Raw genomic sequence first — 26898 nt, 5'->3', positions numbered from 1 at the left:
GAGGGCACGACAACAGCCCGTGCGCGGGGATGCGCACGGGTATGCCGGGCAAGCCATGTATTATGCGCCGCCGATCCGGTGGTGGCAACGGGTTTTTCTAGCGGTCGGCCAGCCGGTAGACGAAGCGCAGGGCGGACCAGGTGGCGTCCACGGCGGCGACCTTGTTGTCGACCAGCCCGTTGGCCAGGCCGTACTCGCGGATGAGGTTCTCGCCGAGGTCGGTCTGGCGGCCGCTGGCGCGTTTGGGCCAGCAGACCCACAGCCCGCCGTCGCTGACCAGCCGTCCGGCCGCGGTGGCGAAGCGCCGCCGCAGGTCGGCGAAGTCGCCGCAGAAGATCAGGATCACGTCGTACGGCTCCCGCCCCGCCCGGGTGTGCACCGGCGCCCCGAGGTCGAGGTCGTCGGGCAGAGCGGTGGCCAGGACGCGGTGGCCGGGCTTGATGCCGAGCTTCTGCGGCAGGGGCGTCCCTGAATATCCAGCCATACCCCCTAGCGTCGCATGTCGCTCCGAAATATCCGCGTAAGCGAGTAGATACTTACTGGTGGGTAGAGCGATGTTCCAGAAGGGAACGGGATATATCGGAGGCCTTGTATGCACATCGACAGGGACGTCTATCCCGACTACCCCATGAGCTGGCAGGCCCGCACGCTCATCGGCCTGATGCGCGGCACGCTGAAGCCCGCGTCCAGCCTGCTGCTGCGCCACCCGCTCGCGCTCGACGCCGCCGCCCGGCTGGGCACGCTGTCGCGCCTGCTGCCGATGACCCCGCCGAGCCACGTCGGCATCGTCCCCGCCCGCTTCAGCGACTGCGGCGGCGAGTGGATCCGCGCCGGTGACGGCCTGGACGAGCGCAAGGCGCTGCTCTACTTCCACGGCGGCGGCTACTTCTCCTGCTCGCCGCGCACCCACCGCCCCCTCACCTGGCGGCTGTCGGTCGTGGCCCGCCGCCCCGTGCTGGCCCTGGACTACCGGCAGGGGCCGGTGCACCGGCTGGCCGAGTCGCTGGCCGACGCCCTGGACGCGTACTCCTGCCTGCTGGCCCGCGGCCACGCGGCCTCGGACATCCTGCTGGCCGGGGACTCCGCCGGCGGTCACCTCTGCCTGGCGACCCTGCTGGCCCTGCGCGACCGCGGGATGCCCCTGCCCGAGGCGGCCCTGTGCCTGTCGCCGTGGGCCGACCTGACCGACGTGCCGCGCCGCGCCAACCGCTGGCAGGACCCGATGCTGCCCGCCGGGCGGGTGCGCTGGCTGGCCCGGCACTGGACCGCCGGGCTCGACCCGCGCGACCCGCTCGTCTCCCCGGTGAACGGCGACTACACCGGTCTGCCGCCGTTGATGATCGTCACCGGCTCGACCGAAGTGCTGCGCGACGAGGCCCGCCGGGTCGCGGTCAAGGCCCGCCGGGACGGTGTGCCGGTGCGCTACGAGGAGTGGCCCCGGATGCCGCACGTCTTCCCCATCCTGGCCGACGTGCTGCCCGAGGCGCGGATGGCGTTCCGCCACATGGCGGCCTTCCTGGCCGACGTGCGGGGGCGGACTTTTCTGGAAGATGCCGCCTGACGGCGCATTGCTCCTGACGCGGAGTGTAGGTTAGGTGTACCTAACTTAGCTCCCGAGGGGGATGGGGCCCGGATGTCGAAGAGCGAGCACAAGGCGACCGTGCTGCGTACCGAGCAGCTGACGCCGCACATGATCCGCGTGGTGGTGGGCGGGGAGAGCCTGCGCGGCTTCGCCACCTCCGGGCTGACCGACCACTACGTGAAGCTCGTCTTCCGCCATGAGGACGTGAAGTATCCCGAGCCGTTCAGCGTGCAGACCTGTCGTGAGGAGATGCCCCGCGAGCACTGGCCGAGGCTGCGCACCTACACCGTGCGCGCCTGGGACCCCGACACGCTGGAGCTGACGATCGACTTCGTCCACCACGGCGACGAGGGCCTGGCCGGCCCCTGGGCGGCAGCCGCCAAGCCCGGCGACACCCTCTACATGCTCGGCCCCGGCGGCGGCTACACCCCCGACCCGGCCGCCGGGTGGCACCTGCTCGTCGGCGACGAGAGCGCGCTGCCCGCGATCGCCGCCGCCCTGGAGGCGCTGCCCGAGGACGCTGCGGCGCACGTGTTCGTCGAGATCGACGGGCCGGTCGAGGAGCAGAAGCTGGAACGCCCGGTCACCTGGCTCTACCGCGGCGACCGGCCGGTCGGCCAGCTGCTGGTCGAGGCGGTGCGGGGGCTGGAGTTCCCCGAAGGCGACGTGCACGCGTTCGTCCACGGCGAGGCCGGTTTCGTCAAGGAGCTCCGGCGCCACCTGCGGGTCGAGCGCGGCGTACCCCTGGAGCGGTTGTCGATCTCCGGCTACTGGCGGCTCGGCGTCGACGACGAGGGCTGGCGGGCGGTCAAGCGCGACTGGAACCAGGCGGTCGAGGCCGAGGAGGCCAAGGAGCTGTCGTCGTAAAACGCCACTTCAGGCCGTCCAGTCACACCCCTTACTAACCGAAAGGTAACACCCGCCTTACCCGCGATACCCCTTGGGAAAACCATGCGGAAACCCTCCGCCTGTTGGGGCCACAGTGTGCTTGCCAGGTCCCAGACAGGAGAGGCGATATCCGGATGGCGCGTGGTGCGAGCGACATGCCCCCGGGCGTGCGACCGCTGACGGTGGGCGACCCGGTCATCATCGGCCGATACCTTCTCCTGGGCCGGCTCGGCACGGGCGGCATGGGCGTCGTCTACCTGGCCGAACACCCCCGCGGCGGGCTCGTCGCGCTCAAGACCCCGCACGCGACGCACCTGGGCGACCAGACGCTGCGCGCCCGTTTCGCCGAGGAGGTCGCGTTCTCGCGGCGCGTGGTGCCGTTCTGCACCGCCGCCGTCATCGAGGACGGCACCGACCGCGACCGGCCCTACCTCGTCACCGAGTACATCCCCGGGCCCGCGCTCTCGCAGGTCGTCGTGGCCCGCGGGCCGCTCACCCCCGATCTGGCGTACGGCGTCGCCCTCGGCGTGGCCGCCGCCCTCGTCGCGGTGCACGACGCCGGGCTCGTCCACCGGGACCTGAAGCCGGGCAACGTGCTGCTGTCCACCAAAGGGCCGCGCGTCATCGACTTCGGCATCGCCCGCGACGTCGACACCCTCGCCGCCCACACCCAGGCCGGGCAGGTCATGGGCAGTCCCGGATGGGTGGCCCCCGAACGGCTGACCGGGGGCGCGGCCGTACCGGCGTCGGACGTCTTCTCGTGGGGCTGCCTGGTCGCCTTCGCCGCGACCGCCCACCACCCGTTCGGACGCGGCGAGACCGACGTGCTCACCCGCCGCATCCTCCTGGAACCACCCCGCCTGGACGCCGTCCCCGCCATGCTCCGGCCCGCGGTCGAGGCGGCCCTGGCCAAGGAACCCGCCGACCGCCCCCGCGCCGCCGACCTGCTGCGCGCGCTGCTCGCCGCGGGCGGAGTAGGCGACCCCTGGGATCTACGCGCCGCCGTAGGCGACGTCCTGGACGAGCTCTGGACCCCCGTCCCCTACCCAGCAGGAGCCGGCAGAGTACGGCTCGCGCCACCCCCCACCGACGAGACCCCCAAACGCCGCCGGGCCCGCGCCGGAGCCCACTTATCCCACGCCAGCTTCGCCGCCCTGGCCACGGTCTCCATCGCGGCGATCACCGTCGTGGCCGCCGGGAACCAGGGCGGCCTCGGCTTCTCCGGCAGCTCCGTCATCCCCGACATCCCGATCGTCCAGCCGCACGGGTCGGCAGGCTCCACCGTCCGCCCCACAACCGGCCCGGCCACCGGCGTCCCAACCCCCACCACCACACCCCCAACGAGTCCACCCATCACGCTGACCCGCACCCTCAGCCCCAGCGCCGTCCCCACCCCATCCGCCCACCGCCACTCCTCAGGCAGCCCACCCCCGGGAACGTTCCTCCCCGAACCATCGGAGGACGACGACTGCGTCAACCCCGCAGGCCGCAAACGCGGAAACGCGGCGAAACGAGACTGCCCCGTCCCCTCAACCAGCATCACCACCATCCCCCAAGAGGGTCCAGGCGAAGAATCCCCCACCCCCACCACCTCCCCACCCCTGACCCCAACCTCCACCCCAACCACCACCTAACCCCCGGCCTCCGGCCCCGCGCTGCCAGCCCTGCGCTACCCCCGCGTCACCACCCGCCGCCCCCGCGCCGCCCTCGCTCCGCGCTGCCCTGCTTCGCGCCGCTCCCGCCACGCTGCTTCGGTGTCGCGTCACCGTGGTTGGCTCGTGTGGTTTCGTTCTTGGCTGTCTGGCTATCTGGGGGTTGGGTGTGCTGTCTGGCCGCTAACCAGTGGCCTCTCGGGTGGTGATTCCTGGTGGGCCGGAGGGTGGGCATCTGTGGGGGCTGTTCGGGCGAATCAAGGGCATGCCGACAGCACGCAAGGTCCCACGGCGATGGCGGGACGGCGGCGCCTACGAATGCCTGGTGCCTGAGCCCCTGGCCGGGCTCCGGGTGGAGGCCGATCTGGCCGGGGCGGAGGAGCGGGTCCGGGAACTGGACGGTGCGTTCGGACGGTCGCTGGCCCGGTCGGTGCTCGATGTCGAGTGCCTGCCGTCCAGGGTGATCAGGCACTGGACCTCGGCCCCCACGTCGGGCGAGGCGGTGTCGAGGGCGCACGAGGCGCTGCGGCGGTTCGAGCGGGCCTGTGCGGAGGGTGTGCGGGCGCCGGAGCTCACCGAGACCCGGCTTCTGCGGGCCCATGCCTACCTGGTGGGCGGAGGCGGCGTACTGCGGGACGGGGCGGCGTGGGTGGGCGGGGAGAGCCCGGTGACGGCGCGGTTCGTGGCGGCTCCGGCCGAGGACGTCGCGCCTCTGGTCAAGGATCTGGTCGGGTTTCTGGCTCGGCGGGATCTGCCGGTTCTCGTGCAGGCGGGGCTGGCGTACGCGCAACTGGAGTTCATCCATCCCTTCCGGGACGGGAACGGGCGGCTCGGCCGCTGGCTGCTGCAGGTGCTGCCGCGGCGGCGGCGCCTGGTCAGGAGGGTGATGCCGCCGCTGGGGCTGTTCTTCGTCGCTCATGCCGACCGGTACTTCGCCGCTCATCAGGCGTTTCGTGACGGCGATCCCGGAACGTGGCTGGCGTTCTTCGGGGCGGCGGCGGAGGAGTGTGCCGCGACCCTCCTGGACAGGGTGGGCCAGTAACCCGCGGACCGGGCGCGGCCCCGTCGTGTCCGGCCCGCGGCGAGACGGTCAGGGGTGGTCCGGGCAATTCGCGCATCTGGTGCCCTGCAGGTCACCGGTTACGAAGGGCCGATCGTCGGTTACGGCACGGCGCAGCGGTTCCGGTCAGGCCTGTTCGCGCTAGGTGTGGTCGCCTGGGGTGGTGTGGTGGCTCAGGTGTGTCGCGGTGGTGCGCAGCTGTTCGATCATCGCGGTGACGGCGGGCAGGCGGTACTGCCGCTCGGGTGTGGCCACCATCACGGTTCGTGTCAGCGCGGTGTCCGTCATGGGGCGCACGGACAGGTCGGGTGGTGTGGCGGGGAGAGTGAGGTGGGGTGCCAGGGCGATTCCGACGCCGGCGCCGACCAGGCCGCGCACGGTCATCTGGTCGTCGGTGCGGAAGACGATGTTCGGCTCGAAGCCGGCGGCCCGGCAGGCTTTGGGGAGCACGTCGAGGGTCGATCCGCGGTGGACGCCCTGGATCCACCGTTCGCCGGCCAGGTCGGTCAGCTCGATCTGGTCGAGGGTGGCGAGCCGGTGTCCCGGCGGCAGCATGATGTACAGGGGTTCGGACATCAGTACCTCCACCTGGACGCCGTCGGGGACGGCCAGGGGGACGGCGGCGAAGTCGTAGACGAGGGCGAGATCGAGTTCGTGGGCGGTGAGCGCGGCCATGGCCTCGTCGCGGTCGGTTTCGATGAGTTCGACCTCCACTCGCGGATGCCGGCGCATGAAGGCGCTGACCGCCTGCGGCATCAGGGTCGCGTTGGCGGTGTTGAAGGAGCCGAAGCGGAGCCTGCCGCCGTCCGCGCGCTGGATCGCGGCCAGCGAGTTCTCGGCGGCGCGTAGCTCGGTGAGAATGCGTTCGGTGTGCTGGACCAGGGCACGGCCGGCTTCGGTCAGCCGGACTCCGCGTGCGTGGCGTTCCAGCAACTGGGCGCCGGTTTCGCGCTCCAGTGTGGAGATCTGCTGGGACAGGGCGGAAGTCGTGTAGGTGAGCGCGGCGGCGGCGCGGGTCAGCGAGCCGTGCCGGGCGACCTCGTACAGCATGCGCAGGCGGGTGACGTCGAGCATGGCGACACGATAGGCGTTCAGTTGAGCTGAAGTCTTCCTTAAGAAGGTGTCGATTGTCCTTAAGTCTCATGGTGCCTAGATTCGGCCTTCCCGGAATGGACGACACCCGTTTACGGAGGCCACTGATGTTGCGTGAACTTCGGGAGATCACTCCTACTCGGATCTGGGAGGGCGTCGTCGCCCGGGTCGTCGAGGGCGACGAGCTCACCCTGGCCGTGGTGGAACTGCCGCCGGGCGGGCTCGTGCCGGAACATCGCCATCACAACGAGCAGCTCGGGGTGTGCGTCTCGGGCACCCTGACCTTCCGCGCCGGCGACGAGAGCCGCGAGTTCGGCCCCGGCGGGACCTGGCGCGTTCTGGCCGGCGTTCCGCACGAGGTGCTGGCGGGCCCGGACGGGGCGGTGGTCGTGGAGGCCTTCGCGCCCCGGCGTGACGACTGGAGGGACCTGGAGGATGCCCCTGTGGCGGCTCCCCGATGGCCATAGCTCCGATGTATTTACCCGTAAATCGACACCGGGTAAGGAGCGCCATAACAGTAAAGGTTGTTAACTGATCATCCCGGGGCCTGCCCAAAGACGGCTGGAGTCGCTCCGGGATCCGCGTCTCTGGCGACTTGCGGCGGGATCAGGGGACGTGCGAAACTGGCGTGGGCTTAATTGGAAAGGTTCTTTCCAGTAAGGTCGCTCCCCGTCCGAGGGTCGGCCGGTTGATGCCTCCTTTTCAGCTATACATCCAATGTCTTTGGAGGTATCGCCATGACCGAGCCGACCAGGTGACGACCGATCACGCGGTCGCGGGCCGCGCTCACGTGCTGTCCTCCGGGCAGGAGCGGCTGTGGTTCCTGAGCCAGCTCGACCCGGGCAGCGCCTCGTACAACATGTTCGTCACCGAGCGCCTGCACGGCACGGTCGACGCCGACGCGCTCGAACGCGCGCTCATCGCGGTCGTGGCCAGGCACGAGGTGCTGCGCACCCGCTATGCCGACGAGGACGGACGGCCGGTCGCGGTCGTCGACCCGCGTCCGCGCGTCGCGCTGGCCAGGGTCGATCTCGACGGTCCCGACGCGGAGGTACGTGCCCCGCTCCTGGTGACCGAGTGGACCGGGCGGCCGTTCGACCTGGTGGAGGACCAGCCGCTCCGTGCCTGCCTGATCCGGCTCGGCCCGCGCGAGCACATCCTGGTCGTCGTGCTGCACCACATCGCCGCCGACGGCTGGTCGCTGGGCATCCTGCTGGGCGAGCTCAGCCGCTGCTACAACGGTGAGCCCTTGGACCCGCCGGCCCTGCAGTACGCCGACTACGCGCGCGAGCAGCGGGAGAAGGACACCACGCCGCCCGAGGCGCTGGTCGCCCGGCTCACCGGGGCGCCGGACCTGGAACTGCCGGCGGACCGCCCGCGTCCCCTGGTCAAGACCACGGCGGGCGGCCGCGTGGTCACCAGCCTGCCCGCCGGGCTGAGCGAGCGGATCGGGCTGCTGGCCAGGCGGGAGCGGTGCACGCTGTTCATGACCTTGATGGCCGCCTTCCAGGCGCAGTTGTCGCGCTACACCGGCCAGCAAGACGTGTGCGTGGGCACCCCGATCTCCACCCGCGACAGCGAGGAACTGGAGCCGGTGATCGGCTTCTTCCTCAACACCGTGGTGGTGCGGACTGACCTGTCGGACGATCCCACCTTCCGCGAGCTCATGCGCCGCGTGCGGGCCAGCGCGATGGAGTCGTTCATGGCCGCGGACGTGCCCTTCGACCGGCTCGTCGAGGCGCTGGACGTGCGCCGGGACCTGAGCCGCACACCGCTGTTCCAGGCCGAGCTCGTGATGGGCGCCGAGGCCCCCGGCGGGCTCGCGCTCGACGGCGTGACGAGAGAGCCCTACGATCCCGGGACCGCGCGGGCCAAGTTCGACCTGTCGCTGGAGGCGGAGCCCGGCGCCGGCGGGCTGCGGCTCTTCCTCGTCTACAGCAGCGACCTCTTCGACCACGCCACCGCCGAGCGCTTCTGCGGCCACTTCGTCAACCTGCTGCGCCAGGTGGCCGACGATCCCGGGTTACGGCTGTCCGGGCTCGAACTCGCCGGGCCCGGGGAACGCGCTCTCCTCGCCGAGTGGAGCAGGGCCGAGCCGGTGCCGCCGCGGGCGCGCACCCTGCACGAGATGGTGGAGACGACCGCCGCCGCGTGCCCGTCGGCCCCGGCCATCGTCCAGGGCGAGCGCGCGCTGACCTACGCCGAGCTGGACGGCCGGGCCAACCGGCTCGCCGCGATGCTCAGGGACAGCGGTGTGAGCAGGCAGGATCGGGTGGCGATCTGCCTGGATCAGTCACCCGAGCTGGCCGTGGCCGTGCTGGGCGTGCTCAAGGCGGGCGCCGCCTACGTGCCCGTCGATCCCGAACAGCCCGCCGACCGGCTGGCGTACCTGCTGGCGGACTCGGGCGCGGCGGCGCTGGTGTCCGACCGCCGGGTGGGCGGATTCGACGGCCCGGTGCTCGACGTCCCGCGGGCCGGCGCCGGGCCGGTCGGGCCGCTGGCCGGTTCGGACGACCTGGCCTACGTCATCTACACCTCCGGGTCCACCGGGCGGCCGAAGGGCGTGGCCGTACAGCATCAGCAGGTCCTCAACTACCTGTCCGACGTGCGCGAACGCTTCGGCGTCGTGGAAGGGGCACGGTTCGGGCTGCTGCAGTCGCTCTCGTTCGACTTCGGGATCACGGTCTTCTACCTGGCGCTCATGACCGGCGGCACCCTGGAGCTGTATCCCTCGCGGATCTCCGGGGCCGAGTTCGCCGATCACGGGCTGGACTACCTCAAGATGACGCCCTCCCACTTCGGCGCCCTGGCCGTCGAGGTGCCGCCGGAACGGCTGCTGCCCCGCCGTACCCTCATCTTCGGCGGCGAGGGGTCGAGCTGGCAGCAGACCAAGGAGCTCGCGGCGCTGGGCCGGTGCGAGATCGTCAACCACTACGGCCCGACCGAGACCACCGTGGGCGTCACCACCTACACCGTCAGGCCCGACGACGAGGTGCGCGGCCCGGTCACGCCCATCGGCCGCCCGCTGGGCCACGCCCGCGTGTACGTGCTCGACGCCGCCATGCGCCCGGTGCCCATCGGCGTGGCCGGTGAGTTGTGCGTGGGCGGTGACCGGCTGGCCCGCGAGTACCTCGGCCGGCCGGACCTGACCGCCAAGGCGTTCGTGACCGTCAATGGCGAACGCCTCTACCGCACCGGCGACCTGGCCCGCTGGCTGCCCGGCGGCGACCTGGAGTTCCTCGGCCGCCGCGACCTGCAGGTGAAGATCCGCGGCTACCGGGTCGAACTGGGCGAGATCGACGAGGCGCTGCGCAAACTGCCCGGCGTGGCGTACGCGGTGGCCGACGCCCGCGGCACGACCGGATCCAAGGAACTGGTCGCCTACCTGGTGGCCGACGGCCTGCCCGTACCGGTCGGCGAACTGCGGCGCGAACTCGCCACCGCGCTGCCCGAGTACATGATCCCCACCCGCTACGTCTGGCTGGACCGGCTGCCGCTGAAGTCCCACGGCAAGGTCGACCGGGCCGCGCTCCCCGAACCGGAAGGCGAGCGCCCCGAACAGGGCGTGGCGTTCGAGCCGCCGTCGGGTCCCGTGGAGGAGACGATCGCGGCGGCCATGGCGGAGGTGCTCGGGCTGTCGCGGGTCGGCGCGCTCGACGACTTCTTCGACCTGGGCGGCCACTCCCTGCTGGCCACCCGCGTCATCGCCAGGCTCCGCCGCGACCTGCCCGAGGAGTGCGCGCCGGTCAGCGTGATGGACCTGTTCCAGCATCCCACCGTGCGGAGGCTGGCCGCCGTGGCGGCCGCGCCGTCCACACCGCGCGGGCTGCTCTATCGGCTCACCCCGCCGGGGCCCGCCACGCGCACGCTCGTCTGTGTCCCGTACGGCGGGGGCAGCGCCGTGGTCTACCAGCCGCTGGCCAGTGCCCTGCCACCCGGCACGGCGCTGTACTCGGTGGCGGTGCCCGGCCACGACCTGGGCCTGGAGGAGGAGCCCCGGCCGCTGGCGCAGGTGGCGGCCGAGTGCGCGGCGGAGATCCTGGAGAAGGTGGACGGGCCGCTGTCGCTGTACGGCCACTGCGGTGTCGGCGGCGCGCTGACCGTGGAGATCGCCCTCCTGCTGGAGCGGGCCGGCCGCGAGATCGAGACCGTGTACCTGGGCGGGATCTTCCCGTTCGCCAGGCCGACGCGCGGCCTGCTGGGCCTGTGGGCCAAGGTCACCGGCAACGGCCGGTGGCGCAGCGACCGCGAACAGCTCAACTGGCTGACCTCGATGGGAGCCGACCTGGGCGACCTCGACGAGGAGCAGCGGGCGTTCATCGTGCGCAACATGCGGCACGACGCACGGCAGGCCGAGGAGTACTTCACCGGTCTGTTACAGGCGAATGTCCGGTCGCCGCTGCGCGCGCCGATCGTCTCGATCGTGGGGGAGCAGGACCCGACGACGGACTACTACGAGGAGCGCTACCGCGAGTGGCACTTCTTGACCGAGCGCACCACGCTGGTGGTGATCAAGGAAGGCGGCCACTATTTCCTGAAATATCGGGCGGATGAGCTGGCGGCGATCCTGTCCCGCGACCCGCTCACCCCGGGCGACGGCGGCACGGGATGGAGCGTCGGCGGCGGCGGCGTGCGGGCCCCGGTCGCGGGGCCCGAGCCGAGCGTGCGGCGGTTCCTGGCCGTGGCGCTCGCGCAGATGGCGACGATCACGGGTGCGACGATCACCGAGTTCGCCATCCCCATCTGGATCTACCTCACCACGGGACGACTGGCCCAGATGGCGCTGATGACCGTGCTCGCCGTGATCCCGGGCGTGCTGGCCGCGCCGCTGGTCGGCGCCATCGTCGACCGGTCGAGCAGGCGGGCGGTGATGCTCGCGGCCAGCGTGGCCGGGCTCGCCATCCAGTCGGCGGCCGCGGTCCTGCTGTTCACCGGCGGGCTCGACACCTGGACCCTGTATCCGCTGCTCACGCTTCTGTCCGTGGCGCTGGCCTTCCAGCGGGTCGCGTACGCCTCGGCGATTCCCCAGCTCGTGCCCAAGCGCTACCTCGGCCATGCCAACGGCGTGGCGCAGATGACCGCGGGCATGGCCCAGTTCGTCGCCCCGCTGATGGCGGTGGGACTGATGTCGGTGGTCGGCCTGGGCGGCATCCTGATCGCCGACATCGTCGGATACCTGGTGGCCGCGACCGTACTGGTGCTGATGCGCTTCCCCGCCACGCTCGCGCACCAGCGCAGGGAGACGGTTGGCGCCGAGATCAAGGCCGGCTTCCGGCTGTCGATCGGCAACCGGGACTTCCGGGCGATGGTGACGTTCTTCGCGCTGCTGGCGATCGTGCTGTCCCCGGTGTTCATGCTCTACTCGCCGCTCGTGCTCTCCTTCGCCGGGCTGCCCGAGGTGGGAACGGTGGCGCTGTGCGGAGGCGCGGGCGCGGTGGCCGGCGGCCTGTGCATGAGCCTGTGGGGAGGCCCGCGGCGCAGGCGGATGACCGGCATGCTGCTGCTCACCCTGGTGATCGCGGTGTCCTGCGTGATCGTCGGCCTGACCCGGTCGCTCGTGCTGATCGGCATCGGCGCGTTCGGAGTGTCGCTCGGGCTGGCCCTGGTCAACGGCGTGTACGCGACCATCGTTCAGGTGAAGGTGCCCCAGCGCTACCACGGCCGGGTGTTCGCCCTCAACCAGATGGTCGCCTGGTCCACGATCCCGCTCGGGGTCGGCGTGCTGACGCCGTTCGCGGAGCGGGCACTCGAGCCGCTCATGCTCCCCGGCGGCGCGCTGGCAGGCACCGTGGGCACGGTACTCGGCACCGGTCCGGGCCGCGGGGTCGCGCTGATCTACGTCATCTTCGGCTTGCTGATCGCCCTGCTGGTGGCCGGGGCGCTCAGGACCAGGGTGCTCGCCCGCTTCGACGACCACGTTCCCGACGCTACCCCCGACGACCTCATCGGCGTCGCCCGGATGAAGGAGGCCGGATGACCACGGGCCGCTCACCGGCTCTTCACCTACGCCCCACCTTCGCCGCCTCGGAAACACCATGGGGGAGTGGACGTACGCCCGCCGCGCCGTCCCCACCGGAGACCCGCCAGATCGTCGCCACCCTGACCGACATACGGGAACACGAGCCCGAGTGTCCCCGTACCCGCGAAGGGGGCGGCGACGGCCTTTTCGGGCTTCTTTTGATGGTCGGTGCCGCGGACGGGGTGGGAGCATGCCTTCGCGCCGTCCACCTTGCTCCTCAGCCTCTGTGTCGCGGTTTTCGCGGGATCGAGCATGATGGGCGTCGGCTACTTCGAGCGGCGGCGTCAACGACACTATGGCCATCGTCCGCATGAGCCCCGTTGCGACGACCGCCGCGCTACGGGCTTTCCCAGCCCTCCACCACGGCGAGAACATCCGACCGGCTGACGGTTCCGCCGTCCCCTGAGCCGAGCTGTGCCCGCGAATCGAGGGCGACGTGCCGGTTGTCGCTCATGAGCCAGATCCGGTCCGGCGGCACCGTGACGTCGAAGCGGATGTGGGAGGCCGGAGCGTTCTTGATGAACGGCTCCTTCACCACCTGCCCGTTCACCAGAAGCGCTCCTGAGGCGTCGCAGCACGCGACCCGGTCTCCCGGGGCGCCGACGACCCGCGAGATGTAGACGCCGCCCGGGGACAGGTTGGCCCAGTCCTTGGGCGAACGATAGACGACGAGGTCGCCACGGCGCGGTACGTAATCACCCTCGCTACGCCGGGCCGACACCCGCGAGCCCTGCTTGATCGTCGGCTCCATGGCCGGGCCGGACGCGGTGACGCTGAGCTTGCCGGAAACGGTGTCGGAAGCCTTCTGGGCGAATCCGCAGCCGACAGCCAGCGGCATCAGCAGGACCAAGGACAGGGCTACCGGAGCGCGACGGATCACCGGATCATTGTCTAGCCGACAGCGATCGGCGCTGCACTGAGAACATCACGATCTCATCAAAGTGCAACAAATCCGGCAATCCACCCCGAGGCGGCTTCCCGGTCCGGGAGGTGGCTGCGGCTGAGGCCTCTGCGGTCCGGTCATCCCGACACGGTGACCGTTCGTGCCGACCTCGCCCGCCGGACCGCCAACTTCATGCGCTGGAGGCTTCACCAGACGATCACGGTCTCACCCCGGACTGACTTTCCCAGGTACATCCGGAAGGGGGAATGAGCGGCGAAGGTGACAGCTGCCTTGGCTTGTCGTTTGAGCTCTGATCTTCGCTCGGTGGATGCTTCCGGGCGGGCTTGGCTCGACTCGTGTGGGGGTGGTCTCCGGAGGTTCGGTGGGCCGGGCCGGTGTTCAGGTCGTGTGCCCTGTCGGGCCGGCGCCGACGCGGCCGTCCCATCGGCGGCCCAGTCTCGGATGAACTCTGCAGGCCGGTGGCGCGTCCCTTGGGTATGAAGAGATCGCGCTTAGCCGTCATCGCGGTGCTCGTGTCGTCGTGTGCCTGCGGTCAGACAGGTGCCGGCTCGGTGCCCGCTGCGGCCGGGACCGAGACGATCGTGTTGGCACGGGCCGATCAGCCCAGAGCGCATCGGCCCACCCTGGAGCGGCTCAAGCGAGAGGCGGCGTCGTCGGGTCGGCCTCTGGAGGAGGTCGTCAAGCGGTTCGCGACCCGGATGGCCGCTACCGCGTCGCCCAAGCCGACGGACTTCGAGGGTTACGACCCCGCGGTGACCGACCCGGACGTGACGATCGACGGCATTCCCTACGCCGAGCTGATCGACCTCAGAACCATCGCCAAGTCGGAGGGCATCTCCTATGCGGAGGCCATCGACCGCTTCGGCTCACAGTCGTCCAACAGCCGGGTGATCGACCAGCTCAACGCGGAGTTCCCGGACGAGATCTCCGGCGTCGGCTACGTCGGTGAGCATCGGGGGCTGCGCATCGGCTTCAAGGGCCCCATCCCGGCTCGCGCGGTCGAACTGGCCAGGACCCTCCCCATGGAGGTCACCCTGATCGGCGGCAAGGGATTCTCGGCCGACGATCTCCGGCTCGCCCAGGACACGGTCGTCTCCTGGCTCCGATCCCGTCCTGAGGTGGCCACGATGACGGCGTACCCAGACGAGGAGACCGGCCAGGTCAAGGTCACCGTTCAGCCGAAGGTGATGCCGGGCGATGCGGAGGAGTTCAAGCGGGGGCTTCGGCTCCCGCGGCTGGACAATCCGCACATCACCATCGAGGTCACGCTCTCCGCCGAACCGATCGCCGTTCGGTCGCAGTGAGGGGCCACAGAAGCCTCCGCGCACACGGCTGAGCCCGTACTCACCGCTGGTTGTTCCCGCCGTGGCACGTCCACTGCCCGGCGCGGGCCCAGTCGGCGGTGCTCCAGCCGAGGATCTCCAGGCGTTTGCCGCTGTGGATGTTCCCGATCAGGGTGCGCGCGGCGCGGGATACGGCGGAGGTCGTTCCGGTCAGGAACGTTGCTGCGGTGACCAGGACGACCGATGTCGCCCTCACTCTTCGATGGACCGTGGACCTGGTGACTCCCGCGTCGCTGGAGCGATCTGTTCCAGGAATGCTGACGCAGGCGGACGGGGCTCGCCTGAGTAGGCCCTACTCAGCGCGCCACGCCTGTTTCGCGCAGTTGTGCGGGCGCCCGGAAGGCGAGCTTCCGGGCGCCCGGCCGGTCAGCGGAAGGGGCTGGCCAGTTTGCTCATGCCGTCCGCGAACCCGCCCTTAAAGGTGTTGTAGGTGGACCACAGGCCTTCGCGGATGACGTCTCCGGGGTTGCGGAAGCGGGTCGCCTCGGTGACGCCGCGCTCGTACCTGACCGATTTGTGCGGCTGGGGGTGGAGGAATTCTCCCAGGTCGCCGAGCTTGGTCCCCTTCAGGCCCTTGCTGCCGAGACCGCGGCTGATGTCGAAGCCGCCGCCGACCCAGTTGCCCTTGGAGTCCTTCACCCCGTAGACGCTGAATCCCCAGCCCTTCCCGAACTCGATGCTGAGCCCGGGATAGGAGTCCGTCTTACCGGGTGGGGTGTCCAGGTCCTCGATGGTCTTCTTCTTCCAGAACATGCCGAAGAACACCTCGGCGTCGATCCCGGTGCCCATGCCGCCCTTCGCCGTACGGGCATAGCCCGGGGCGCCGTTCCGGTCGGCCACCAGGCAGCCTTCGCCACTCGCCGAACCGGTGGCGCTGAAGCCGGCGCCGAGGCAGATGCCGAGGACGCCCTTCTTGGGCTTGGCGGGCTGCTGGACTTTGGCCGGCTGTGCCGGTCGGGGGGTGAGGTCGGGAATCCCCGGCCGGGCGACGCCCCGTGACACGCCGGGCACGACCGGGCCGTGGCCGACGTACTCACGGGCCGCGATGTACCAACTGGAGACGGCGTAGAAGACGTACCGCCTGATGGCGTTCACCCACATGTTGACCCGGTACAGATCCATCCGGAACAGCAGGTTGTAGTTGCCGTAGCGGGCCCAGAACTGCCAGTAGCCGATCCTCTCGTAGGTGTAGGTGGGCCACCTGCCGTCCGGATCGGACAGGGTCGTCGGGTTGTTGTCGGCGTAGTTGTAGCCGTTCATCTGCTGCGACTGGCCCATGGAGATCTCCGGGTCCACCGAGATGAACCGGCCGGTCCTGGGGTCGTAGCCGCGGGCGCCGAGCATGGTCAGGTCGGTGGAGGTGTCGGCGACGCCGCCGACGAAGCCCTTCTCGTTCCCCGCCGGCCACTGCCCGGCGGCGGCCCGTACCTGGCCGAACGGGGTGTAGCGGCGGCGGCTCAGCGAGCCGTCGGTCGCGTTGATGGCCAGTTCGGCGGTGCCGTGGTGGTCGTTGACCAGGAAGGTGACCCCGGCACTCGTGCGCATGGCGTTCTTGTAGTAGCGGACGGCCTTGGCCGTGGACTGGCCCTTGACCAGCCTGATCTCCATGTCGGGGAGGTAGAGGGTGGTGCCGCCGGGGTCACGGCGCAGCAGCCGGTCGCCGTCGGCCGTGTAGAGGAAGGTGGTCTCGCCCTTCTTGTCGTCCACGACCTTGACCAGCTCACCCTCGGTGTCCCAGGTCAGGGTCTGAGTGCCGGAGGAGGTCCGGCGGGCGGTGGTGTTGCCCGCCGGGTCGTACCCGTAGGTCTCGGCACCGCTGTCGGCGAGTTGGTGACCCTTGAACGCGGGGTCGACACCCTGGTTGCCGGCGTAGCGGTAGCCGCGGGTCGCCGTCTGGGCGCCCCCGGCCGGTCCGGCGCCGTAGTGAGTCTCTCCGGTCCGGTTGCCGGTGTCGTCGTAGGTGTAGTTGATCCTGTACGGCGCCGGCCCGCCGATCGTGGCCTGGGCCGGATCGGCCGAACACCCGGTGGCCGCCTCCTGTGTCCAGGCGTCGACCAGGCGCTGCAGGTCGTCGTAGCGGAAGCACTGGTTGTCCACCCCGTCCCTGGAGGTGTCGGTGGCCCGCAGCAGGTTGCCCGCGTCGGCGTAGTCGTACTCCACGCTGCGATCGGTGCCGGCCGTGCCCGCGTGGGCGGTGGTGGCCTTCTTCAGCCGCTTGGTGCCGTGCTCGTAGGTGAAGGTCTGGTCCACCTGCTTGCCCGCGCTCCCGATGGACAGGCGCTGGCCGATCGGTTTGCCGGTCTTGGTGTAGTCGGTGCCGACCAGGTAGGTGGACAGGTTGGACCCCATGGTCAGGAGCCGGCCGATGGCGTCGTATCCGAAGGAGACGGTCTCGGCCGGCAGGTCGGCCGCCGCAGGGCTGCTCGTCGCCTTCACGCTGCCGTCGAGGTTGTAGCTGGTGTCGAAGACGTAGCCGCCCTGCGGCGCGAGCGCCGCCCCCTCGCTGGCCGGTACCAATACGCGCCGGCGGGTGGGCCGGTTCTGGTTGTCGTAGAAGTCGACCTGGGAGGTGTATCTGGCCGTTCCCACGATCCGGCTGGCACTGGTGAGCTGGCCTCTGCGTACGGTGTCGTAGACCCATTCGGCGACCTTGGCGCCGGGACTGGCCGCGGTGGCGTCGTACAGGCCGGTCTTGCGGCCGAGCCCGTCGTAGGTGACCGCGAGCTTCTTGCCCCGCGCGTCCTCGGTCGTGACGAGCTGGTTCAGGTCGTTGAAGGTGTACTTGGTGACGCCCTTGTCCGGGTCGGTCGACTGGATCTTGCGGCCGCGCAGGTCGTAGGCCGATGCCCAGACGTGGTTGCCGGGCGCGGTGACCGAGGACTCCTGGCCGCGGTGGTTGTAGCGGAAGCTGGTGGTCAGGTAGCCGCCGGCCCGGTGCTCGCGCACCTCGGTCCTGCGGCCGTGCGCGTCCACGTAAGTGGTGACCGGGGTGCCGCCGGCGGGCGGGGTCACCCGGGTCCAGTCGCCGCCGTACTCGTAGCGGGTGCGCCATCTCTCCTGGACGTCGCTGCTGCCGACCAGCAGCCGCTCGGCCGTCTTGCGAGCCTGGCCGTCGTACTCGAAGACGTGCTGCGTCTCGATCTGGCCGGGGTTGGCCACGCCGAAGACGGCCGGCTCGGGCGCGCCGTCGGCGTAGTAGGCCTCGTAGGTGCGATCCACCTGGCCGGCGGCGTTGTAGAAGGTGTCGGAGATCAGCCGCCCGCTGGTCGTGCCGTCGCGGCCGGGGGCCTGGGTCTGCCGTTCCCGTACCCACCCGTCGTACAGCCGGTAGGTCGTCTCCTGGCCGCCCTCGGCGGTGATGGACTTGGTGGAGATCGCCACGACGGCGTTCGGCCTGATGAGGTAGTCGAACTCCTTGTCCGGCACCGCGCTCGTGGGCCGGCCGGCGAGCCAGACCTTGGCCACGTGGCCGGCCGCGTTGTAGGCGATGCTGGTGGTCTTCCCGCCGGCGTCGGTGTCGCTGACCGGGGCGCCCCACGCCGGGTCGAGCACCTTGGACGTGGTGTGCGCGGTCGCGGCGTCGCCCGGCGTGGCCGGCGGGGTGATCTCTTCGATCTTGGTGGTCAGCCCGTGTGGCTCCGTGAACTTCGTGGTGGTGGTACGGCCGGCGACGTCGGTCACCGTCTCGGCCCTGCCGTACTTGTCGAAGGTCGTCCGGCTCTGCGGGAAGTAGGTGACCGCCGGTTCCTTGGCCTTCTCGATCAGGGTGACGTTGCCACGGGTCGGGGCCGTCTTGAAGGCCCCGTTGTCGTAGTACGTGCGCTCGTCGGAGATCAGGTCCTTGGCCAGGTCCGGGGTGTCGGCGCAGCGCCGGGCGACGGTTCTGACCTGGGCGGGCGGGCCGAGTACCCGGTCGCCGTCCGCGGCGAACGTCGTCGTGACGCACTTCTCGTCGCCCGTCACGGCAGTGTCGCCCTCGTCGTCCACCTTGCTCGGCGTGCCCGTGGTCAGGTGGAAGGCGGTGACGGCCGACCTCGTCTCCCGCCAGCCGCTGTCGATCTTCTTCAGGTTGCGGGTGCCGGCGACTCCGGTGAGGTTGGCGGTGACCGTGATCGTGCCCTTGTCGATCGTCCGGGTGCGCGAGGCGGTCTGATGGTGCCAGGGCTTGTTCATGGCCTTGAGCACCGGCACGCCCCCTGCCCTGTCGTAGGTGATCGTTTTGACGGTCATGCCCTGCAGCGACTCGTGGTCGGGATAGGAGCCGCCCTCGCCGTCGCTCACCGTGACGTCCTTGGTCCCGCCGTCGGTGCTCTGCCGGTCACCGTTCATGCCCTGGAAGAACCAGTGGTCGGTCTGGGAGGGGGCGGCGCCGGTCGTCCCGGAGCGCACGCGGACCTTGTCGTAGCCCTGCCATTGGGACCAGGTCCGGTACTTCTCCTTGGTGAGCCCGTCGTCGTCGGTGAAGCGCCAGGAAGGTCTGCCGATGCCGTAGTCGTAGGCGGTGACCATGTCCGGTGAGCCGCCGGTGAGGTCGGTCTGGACGAGCTGGGTCGTGACGTACTTGTGGAACCAGTCCAGGGTGGGGTTGGCGTCACCGCTCGACCGCTCCCAGAACACCGGGAAGCACCGGCGGTGGTTGCTCGCCGGGCTCGGGGTGTCGCCGTGGCGGCAGTCGGCCGCGGAGTAGTTGATGTCCAGTACGCCGCCGGTCTCGTTGGTGATGGACCCGAGGCGGTTCTTGATGAAGGGCCCGACGTCGTCGCCGAGCGTGTCCACCCGGTTCGGCAACTGCGTGTACGCGAACAGCACGGGCGGCATGGTCACCACTTCGGCGCCGGCCAGCCCGCGGTGCACGATCGACTTCAGCAGGAGCTGCCTGTCCACGTCGGCGGTGCCCCAGTCATGGGCGAACGACCAGGAGTCGACGTTCCGGTAGCCGCTGCCGTCGTTCTGGATCACCTTGGTGACCACCTCGACGATCCGCTTGCGCGTCCAGAACGTGGGCGCCAGGGCGCCCTTGTAGTTCTCGCACTTCGTGCCGGCGTTGCAGTTGAGGTCCCAGGGGACGTCCTCCCAATACTGGGGGTGATCGTCGATGGCGGACGCGGCGCAGTCCTCGGCCGTGCGCAGGCAGCGCTCGGCGACCTTGACGTCGACCCGGGCCGGGGGGTTGGCCGGATAGAGGTTGTCGGTGCGCAGGCCGTACTCGACGCTCGTGAGGTATCCGCCCCTCACGTACGGGGTGTCGTCCTTGGCGCGCAGGTTGCGGCCGTAGCGGTTGCCCTCCTGCTCGTAGTAGTAGACGAGGGCGTTGCCGTCCGGGTCCTCGACGTAGTCGAGGTTCCACCGCCAGGCCTGCTGGCACCACGATCCGGCGAAGGAGTCGCCGTGGCACGGCTCGCCTGAGTCGTCGCCGAAGACCGGCGCCGTCCATGCCGACTTCGTCTCCGGCTTGCCGGACGCCCAGCCCGGCAGCCGGTTCCTGCCGAAGTGGAAGCGCGTGCCGTCCGGGGCGGTGACCACCCAGTACTCGTTGTTGTCGTCGCCGTTGCCGGTGTTGGCGTCGGTCCCGGTGAACTTGCGGATCCGGGTGCCGTCGTCCTTGCGCAGCTTCCACTCGCCGGCGCCGGACTGCACCAGCTCGCCACCCTTGCCGCCCAGCGTCAGGACCGCGTTGTCATACCCCCAGCACTGGTCCATCGGATGCACGTCGTAGGTGTCGTCCTTGGGTACGCCGTCGTCCTTGCACGGGCGATACCGGCGCTCGATGTAGCCGGGCCACATGTCGAAGCCGTCGCCTACCTGCGACCCCTGGTTGTTGCTGCTGGAGGTGCGGCCGTCGATGGACGAGGAGGAGTACGCCACGTCGAGGGCGGGCGCCAGCCCGCCGGGAACCGGCGGCACGCGCAGCGGGTAGGACCAGGCGAAGTCACCGGTCTGGGTGCCGACCTGCCAGGTCGCCGAGGCGGCCAGCTCGGTGGCTTTGTAGTCGCCCTTGGAGCTGTCGGTGCCGGCGACGGCGGCGAACACTCCCGGCTCCGCGTCGGCCGCGAGGGTCCGGGCCCGGGTGTCGTTGCTCGACGGCACCGATGTCGCGGTCCGGCAACGCTCGTCGGCCGGCGTGGTCAGCGCGCAGGCGGGCAGCCGTACGAGCTTGATCCGGGATCCGAAGGAGCCGCCGAATGCCTCGGCGAATCCGGAGTAGTCCAGCCGCAGGGCCACCCTGCCCGGCGAGTCGACGGTGAACATCACGCCCTTGACCCCGGCCTTGGCCGTGGCCGCCCGGTCCAGCACGCGCACGCCCGCCTGGCGGGTCGCGCCGGGGGCCGGCCAGTTCACCACCGGGTCGGGGGCGCGCTGGGCGCTGGGCCGGGCCTTGACCTTGAGGGCGCCTCCGGCCACCACCAGGTCGTGATCCTCCGGCCGGGGCCCTTCCGCGGCGGCGGCGGCGCCGTACGCGGGAATGGCCGCGAGCAGCCCGGCGGCGAGGACGAGGGTGAGTCCTGAGGCGAGGAAGCGGCGCGCCGGCCCGTTCCTGAACCGCGATAAGGAACCGCGGATGGTCATGCCAGAACCTCCGAGCGAGTCGGTGAGTCGGAAACGCGAGTCGGGGAAGGTGCGCGGGCCGGTGGCACGACGGCCGCCGGCCCGCCGAAGGTCAGCCGGGAATCGCGCCGAGTTCGGTCGGCAGTGACAGCTGATTGATCAAGTCCTGGGACGCCACACCGCGCAGCACCCACACGTCGTCGATGACACCGGCCCAGGCCCTGCCCGCCGGATAGCCGCCGCCGGCAAGGCTCCGGCCGACCTGCAGCGAGGCGATGGGCCCGAACGGGCGGGTGCCGTGGCGGAAGGACAGGTTTCCGCCCGCGGCCGCCTCCTTGTTGCCGTTCACCCACAGGGTGACCGTGCCCTCGGTCGCGTCGAAGGTGAGCGCGAGGTGATCCCAGTCGCCGTAGTTGCCCTGGTGGAAGGTGGAGTGCTCCACGGTGGCCGTGGTCGCGCCGGTGCCGTCCTTGCTGGGCACGTCGACGACGTAACGCTTCTTGGCCGGGTCGTACCGTACGGCGATCGCGCTGTTGTACGATCCGGCCAGCCCGAGCACGGTCATCACCCGGCCGGGCGTGCCGGGGGTGGAGACCCACGCCGAGACGGTGAAGCTGTCCCTGGTGTCGATCACCGCCCCGCCGGCCGAGGCGTAGTCGTTGTTCCCGCCGGGCAGTTCGAGCGCGCCGCTGGGGGTGCCGGCCGGTGACTGCACCAGCACCTTGGACCAGTCGGTCGTGATCTTGGCGGCGCCGTTGAGCGTCAGCGGGTACGGCACGCCCTGGCCGGTGTCCGGGCTGGTCGCGGGGGATCCGGTGGCGCTGTTGAGGTGCCACTTGCTCTCGACCACCGGCTTGATCGTGAACAGGTCGTGCACCTCGTCGGCCGTCACGATCCGGTCGAAGGCGCGTACGTCGTCGATGCGGCCGGGCACGAAGTAGCCGAGTTGCCCGTTCCACAGGCCGGCGCCGATCTGGAAGGCGTTGCCGGCCGCCCACACCGGGCCGAGTCCGGCCGCGACGCCCTCCACGCCGTTGACGTAGATGCGCAGCTTCTTGGCCACCACGTCCTGCACGCCGACCAGGTGGGTCCACACGCCGGGCCTGGCCGGGTTCGCCGAGACCGCGGTGCCGGCTCCGACGGTGCTGCCGTCGGCCTGGGTCCGGAAAAATCGCCACTTCTTGTCGCCTGGGTCGTACTTCAGGCTGAAGCCCGCCATCTTCGTCCCTGCCTGGCTGGCCACGATCAGGTGCGTCGTCGGCAGGGTGGCCGGCAGCTTCACCCATGCCGAGACGGCCAGGTTCTGCGCCGTGTTGAGCACCGGGCCGCTGGTCGCGGCGTACGCGCCGGTGCCGTTGAGGTTGATCGCCTTGCCCAGGGCGCCCGTTACGCCGAGTTGCGCTCCGCCGAGCGGCGTCGCCGGGTACGCGCCGGCCGAGTCGGCGAGCTGGGTGGCTCCGGCCGCCTCGTCCATCTTCCAGTGCGCCTTGGGAGCCTTGCCTTCGGCGACCCAGAACTCGTAGGTGCCGGTGGACCAGTTGTTGGCCGCGTCCCAGGCGGTGACGTACAGGGTGTTGAGCCCGGCGTGCGTCGGCATCGCCGTGACCGACTCGGTGGCCGCCGTCTTGGTCTTGGCCGAGCCCTCCGACGGGTCGGTGTTCATCGCCCAGGCGTACTTGGCGACCCGGGCGTCCATCGTGATGGCGAACGCGCCGTACTTGCCGACGCCGTCGGTGGGGGTCTGGCCGGGGTTGGCCGGGTCGAGCGGTGGATACGCCGTGGAGGTGATCACCGGCTCGGGCAGCGCCCTGGCGTCGTAGAGGAAGTAGCAGGCCGTCGCGTTGCCGGCCGAGCTCCATGGGCTCCACGCCCTGCCGTCGTAGGCGCGTACCTCCCAGTGCGCGGTGGTCCCCTGCGGCACCACCCCGGCCGGGACCTTCACGCTGAAGGTGGCCCGGCGCGGACCGCTGGCCGACATCTTCTTGACGGTGCCGAGATTCTTGGTCTTCAGGACGCCGCCGGCGTACCACTTCACCTGGAACTGCGCCTTGAGCTTCTCGCCCTCCACGCCCTTGTTGTCGGGGTCGGTGAGGTTCTTGGCGAACAGGGTCGGCAGCCGGTTGAACGTGGCCGGAGTCTGCGGGCCGCGGCAGGGACCGCCCGGACTGGAGGACAGCTGGCTCATCTTCGGCTGCGGCGGCGGGCTGTTGTAGTGCACGCGGACGAAGGCGTTCCGCTCGAAGCGCTTCCACGCGAGCTGGTCGTCACCGTCGCGGGCGCGCAGCCCGAACGTGGTGCTGGACCAGCCTTCCTTGGCCGCCTGCCGCATCGCGCTCGTCACGTTGAACAACACGTCGCCGGCCGGACATCCGGAGCTCCAGCCCTTGGCCACGTTGCGGCTGTCGAGCCTGCGTCCCCAGTTGTCCTTGGTGGAGTTCCACGTCGAGCCCGCGCCGAAGGCAGTGGCCAGGTGGATGTCCACGATCCGCTTCCTGCACGAGGTGGCGAACGTCTCCTCGGCGTGGAACTCGGCGGAGATGATCTGCTTGTGCGCGAACTTGGCGGTCGGCACGCGATAGAACAGCCGCTTCTCGTACCAGCCGTTGCAGTAGCGCCCGGACGGCGGGTAGTCGCGCGGGCATCGGCCCATGCCCTCGGTCTTGGTGAAGTTGTACTTGGCCCATCCGGCGCTGGAGACCATCAGCCTGGCCGAAGCCCTGGGGGTGTCCCACATCGGGTCGATGTAGACCGGGTAGGTAGTGTCGGAGCCGGTGAGCAGGGACGCGTCAGGGGTGAGGGTCATCTCCCCGTTCGCCACGGTGGTGGCCACCGCGGCGATCTTCGAGGTGTCGCCCGGCTGGGTCGCCGAGGCGTCGGCGCCGACGTTCCCGTCCGGCTGGTCGGTTTCCGGGGAGCCGAGAGCCTTCATGGCCTGGGCGGCGGGCGGGGTGGAGTCCCACATGATCGGTACCGGGGCCTCGTAGACCACGGCGCCGGTGGCCTCGTCCACCGCCTCCTGGGTGCCGTCCTCGGCGGCGCGTACCGTCAGGCCGGGCGCCGACAGCCCCAGCTTGATGGTGGCCAGGCGCGGGTCCTTCGCCGCCTGCGCGGTCTTGACGACCAGGACGTGGGAGAAGCCCTCCGGCTCGGCCCGTACCCGCAGATCGACATCGGGCAGGACACGGGGGTACACGGCCGTGTCTCCGTCCAGCCAGGGCGTGGGCAGCGTGGTGGGCCAGGTCAGCGCCATCGGCCGGCCCGCCCGGTTGATCGTCACCAGCGGGCCGCCGCCCCCGCCGGACAGCTTGAGCGACGTCGGGACGGCGCCGGGCACGATCGAGCCGTCCGGCTGCTTGCGCAGCGTGGTGTCGAGCGGCACCCAGACGCCGTCCTTGAACACCCGGACGGGCTGGAAGTGCTCCTTGGAGGTGAAGCTGCCGTCCGGCGTGGCGTACACCTCGCGGGTCTCGCCCCGTTCGGCCAGCACCTCCACGAGCCGGCCCGTCGCGGCGGCCGCCGCCAGGGCTTCCGCCTCGGTCGCCTTGGGCTCCTTCGACACGCCCCAGGTGTTCTCCACCAGCGACACGTTGTCCAGGTGGACGGTGAGCGCGCCCTTGCCGCCGAGCTGGAACGCCACTTCGGCCACGGTCGTGTCGGTCGTCGCGGTGAACGGGAAGGAGAAGCGCTGAGCGGCCGCCTCCAGCTCGACGTCCTGGGCGAGCGCCGCGTTGTAGGGGGCGTCGCCCTCCTGGACGGCCACCTGCACGGCCACGTCGGCGGACGCGCGGGCGTCGAACGACAGCGTGTAGGTCCGGCCGCTCACCAGCGGGGCGGTGCGCTGGGCGAGCACGGCTTCGGCCGTACCGTCGGCGACCGATGCGCGCAGTTCCCCGTCCACGGCGGCGAGCTGGGCGCCGGTCGTCCACCACGGCACCGTCGAGGCGCCGTCGGCGCTCCCGTTGCGCAGGTGCTCGGCGGCGAGCGGCTCGCCCGGCCAGGCGAGCGCGCCCAGCCGTACCTGACCGGTCGCCGGCACCCCGATCGCGGCCGCGACGTCGGCGGGAAGCGCGGCGCCCGCCGTCTCCGCCGGGCTGCCCGGCAGCAGCCGGTAGTCGCCGGCCGGCGCGTTCACCAGGAAACTGGACTCCTGATAGCGGGAACCGGCGTCGCGGCCGGTCGCGGCCTGGAACTCGGCGAGAGACGGGAAGTGCAGGCTCGCTCCGGTCACCCGTGACCACTGCACCAGCGTGCCCGGAGTGCCGGCGAGCTCACGCGAATACCCGTTGTGGTGCATCTGGGCGACCGGGATCATGCCGTCGCCGCCCACCCTGCGCCCCGACTCGGCGGTGTTGTTGTCCGTGGTGTTGACCAGCGGGGCCGTGCCCGCGTCCGCGGCGATGACGTTGTTCATCAGCGTGGTGTCCGCGGTGTCCCACGTGATGCCCAGCGCCCGCTCGGCGTCGGTCGGGCAGTCGTCGTCGTCTCCCGGACAGGTCGGCCTGGAGTCTTCCTGTACGGCTATCGCCTGGCCGTTGCCCACCGAGGTGTTGTTGATGATGCGTACCTTGTTCGAGCCCAGGACGCTCAGGCCGGTCACGCCGTTGCCGGCCAGCACGTTGGAGGCCAGCAGAGCCTCGCCGGACACCTTGTAGTGCAGGCCGTGCCGGGAGTTGCCCCTGATCAGGTTGCGTACGGCGGTCAGCTTGTGACACGACAGGTCGCACCACAGGCCGTTGCCCTGGTTGGCCTCGAAGACGTTGTCCCGCACGACCGCGTTGTGGACCCGCGTGGCGAACATCCCGGCGCCGGACAGGTTGTAGCCGGCCGAGTAGCCGAGCCGTTCGGTGTTGTTGCGCGAGACGCGGTTGCCCTCGACCGTCAGATTGGCCGACCTGTGCGCCTGGATGCCGAGATACCCGTTGTCGGTGATCGCGTTGCGGTTCACCCGGATGTTGTCGGCGTTGACCAGCAGCCCCGTCGCCGCGTTGTGGATGATCGTGTTGTTCTCGAACACCATGTCCTTGGCCTGCGCGATCACCGCGGCCGGTTCCTTGGTCTGGTTCTGGCTCGACCCGTAGTGCGCGAAACCGAGCCCGCGCACGATCGACCCGTCCGCCCCGGCGAAGAAGTGCATGCCGCTCTTGATCGCCGTGACCTCGACCCGGCGGCCCGCCGGGTCGGCGCCGATGTAGGTCTTGTCGGCCGTTCCGTCATGGAAGAACGTGCCCGCCCGCACTTCCTCCCGGGTCGCCACCTGGCGCAGCGGCTCCCCGTCCACGAACACCATCTGCGGGTCGCCGCCGACCGGATTGTCGTCGTTGAAGTGCAGCGGATTCATGCACTCGTCGTACGCGGGCGCGCTCGCCCGGCACACGCTGCCCGGGTTCCAGTTGTCCAGCCGCCAGGCGCCGCCGTCGGCGATCCACTGGCCCGGCTGGATCACCGAACTGCCCTTGAACCAGACCTGCTCCCCCGGATAGGGCTGAAGGGTGACCGGGACGGCGACGTAGCCGAGCCGTTCGCGGTACTCCCCGGCGCGCAACACGATCGTCGTCATCTTGCCGGCGCTCGCCTTCGCCACCGCGGCCCCCGCGGTGCGCAGCGGCGCCGCCTGGGTGCCGGCGTTGGCGTCGTTACCGGTGGGCGCCACGAAGAGGGCGTCCCCCGGTATGGGGTACGACGTGGTGGTGGCGGCGGTCGGTGGGGCGGCGGTCGTCGCCATGGCCGGTCTGGCCACCGTGCCCTCCGTGACCACCATGCTCGCGGCGAGCAAGGCGAGCACGGCCGCGCCCGTACCCAGTAATCGCATCGA

At 70.6% G+C, this 26898-nt stretch carries 13 protein-coding genes; 7 read left to right on the top strand and 6 right to left on the bottom strand.

The annotated features are described in order from the left end of the window. Nucleotides 1–97: 97 nt before the first annotated feature. Complete coding sequence (locus HNR40_RS21390; RefSeq protein WP_184963906.1) at nucleotides 98–484, bottom strand: DUF3052 family protein; 387 nt, start codon at nucleotides 482–484, stop codon at nucleotides 98–100. A 108-nt stretch (nucleotides 485–592) separates the two neighbouring features. Between HNR40_RS21390 and HNR40_RS21385 the strand changes: the two genes are divergently transcribed. From HNR40_RS21385 to HNR40_RS21370, 4 genes are all read left to right on the top strand, one after another. Further along, nucleotides 593–1561: an alpha/beta hydrolase gene (locus tag HNR40_RS21385; protein WP_246509284.1), complete on the top strand. Its 969-nt coding sequence runs from the start codon at nucleotides 593–595 to the stop codon at nucleotides 1559–1561. A gap of 72 nt (nucleotides 1562–1633) precedes the next feature. Continuing rightward, nucleotides 1634–2449 carry a siderophore-interacting protein gene (locus HNR40_RS21380; protein ID WP_184963904.1) on the top strand — a complete coding sequence of 272 codons (816 nt, stop codon included), beginning with the start codon at nucleotides 1634–1636 and terminating at the stop codon, nucleotides 2447–2449. 188 nt (nucleotides 2450–2637) lie between these two features. Next, the gene (locus tag HNR40_RS21375; protein WP_184963902.1) at nucleotides 2638–4104 is read left to right on the top strand and encodes a serine/threonine-protein kinase; all 1467 of its coding nucleotides are present in this window, start codon (nucleotides 2638–2640) and stop codon (nucleotides 4102–4104) included. Between the two features lie 343 nt (nucleotides 4105–4447). Beyond that, nucleotides 4448–5164, top strand: a complete 717-nt coding sequence (locus HNR40_RS21370) for a Fic family protein (RefSeq protein ID WP_184963900.1) — start codon at nucleotides 4448–4450, stop codon at nucleotides 5162–5164. A 159-nt stretch (nucleotides 5165–5323) separates the two neighbouring features. On the opposite strand, the gene HNR40_RS21365 is transcribed toward HNR40_RS21370, so the two are convergent. After that, complete coding sequence (locus HNR40_RS21365) at nucleotides 5324–6256, bottom strand: LysR family transcriptional regulator (RefSeq protein ID WP_184963898.1); 933 nt, start codon at nucleotides 6254–6256, stop codon at nucleotides 5324–5326. Between the two features lie 125 nt (nucleotides 6257–6381). Here HNR40_RS21365 and HNR40_RS21360 point away from each other — a divergent pair, with 125 nt between their 5' ends. Continuing rightward, complete coding sequence (locus tag HNR40_RS21360; RefSeq protein WP_184963896.1) at nucleotides 6382–6741, top strand: cupin domain-containing protein; 360 nt, start codon at nucleotides 6382–6384, stop codon at nucleotides 6739–6741. Between the two features lie 287 nt (nucleotides 6742–7028). Then, nucleotides 7029–12251, top strand: a complete 5223-nt coding sequence (locus HNR40_RS21355) for a non-ribosomal peptide synthetase/MFS transporter (protein ID WP_312896455.1) — start codon at nucleotides 7029–7031, stop codon at nucleotides 12249–12251. Nucleotides 12252–12630: 379 nt separating this feature from the next. Here the strand turns inward: HNR40_RS21355 and lepB are convergent, their stop codons facing one another. Next, entirely contained in the window at nucleotides 12631–13173 is a 543-nt protein-coding gene (lepB, locus tag HNR40_RS21350; RefSeq protein WP_184963892.1) for a signal peptidase I, read from the bottom strand. A gap of 575 nt (nucleotides 13174–13748) precedes the next feature. Between lepB and HNR40_RS21345 the strand changes: the two genes are divergently transcribed. After that, nucleotides 13749–14501 (top strand): hypothetical protein, encoded by a 753-nt coding sequence (locus tag HNR40_RS21345; protein ID WP_184963890.1) that lies wholly within the window; start codon nucleotides 13749–13751, stop codon nucleotides 14499–14501. 40 nt (nucleotides 14502–14541) lie between these two features. Here HNR40_RS21345 and HNR40_RS21340 read toward each other — a convergent pair whose 3' ends face one another. The 3 genes from HNR40_RS21340 to HNR40_RS21330 form a co-directional block, all read right to left on the bottom strand. Next, nucleotides 14542–14736: a ricin-type beta-trefoil lectin domain protein gene (locus HNR40_RS21340; protein ID WP_184963889.1), complete on the bottom strand. Its 195-nt coding sequence runs from the start codon at nucleotides 14734–14736 to the stop codon at nucleotides 14542–14544. Between the two features lie 170 nt (nucleotides 14737–14906). Then, nucleotides 14907–21107: an RHS repeat domain-containing protein gene (locus HNR40_RS21335; protein ID WP_184963887.1), complete on the bottom strand. Its 6201-nt coding sequence runs from the start codon at nucleotides 21105–21107 to the stop codon at nucleotides 14907–14909. 91 nt (nucleotides 21108–21198) lie between these two features. Further along, complete coding sequence (locus tag HNR40_RS21330; protein ID WP_184963885.1) at nucleotides 21199–26895, bottom strand: LamG-like jellyroll fold domain-containing protein; 5697 nt, start codon at nucleotides 26893–26895, stop codon at nucleotides 21199–21201. Nucleotides 26896–26898 lie beyond the last annotated feature (3 nt).

The sequence above is a fragment of the Nonomuraea endophytica genome (genome assembly GCF_014203235.1).
In the GTDB taxonomy this organism is placed as follows: Bacteria; Actinomycetota; Actinomycetes; order Streptosporangiales; family Streptosporangiaceae; genus Nonomuraea; species Nonomuraea endophytica.
This window is presented reverse-complemented; position numbering and strand designations above follow the sequence as displayed.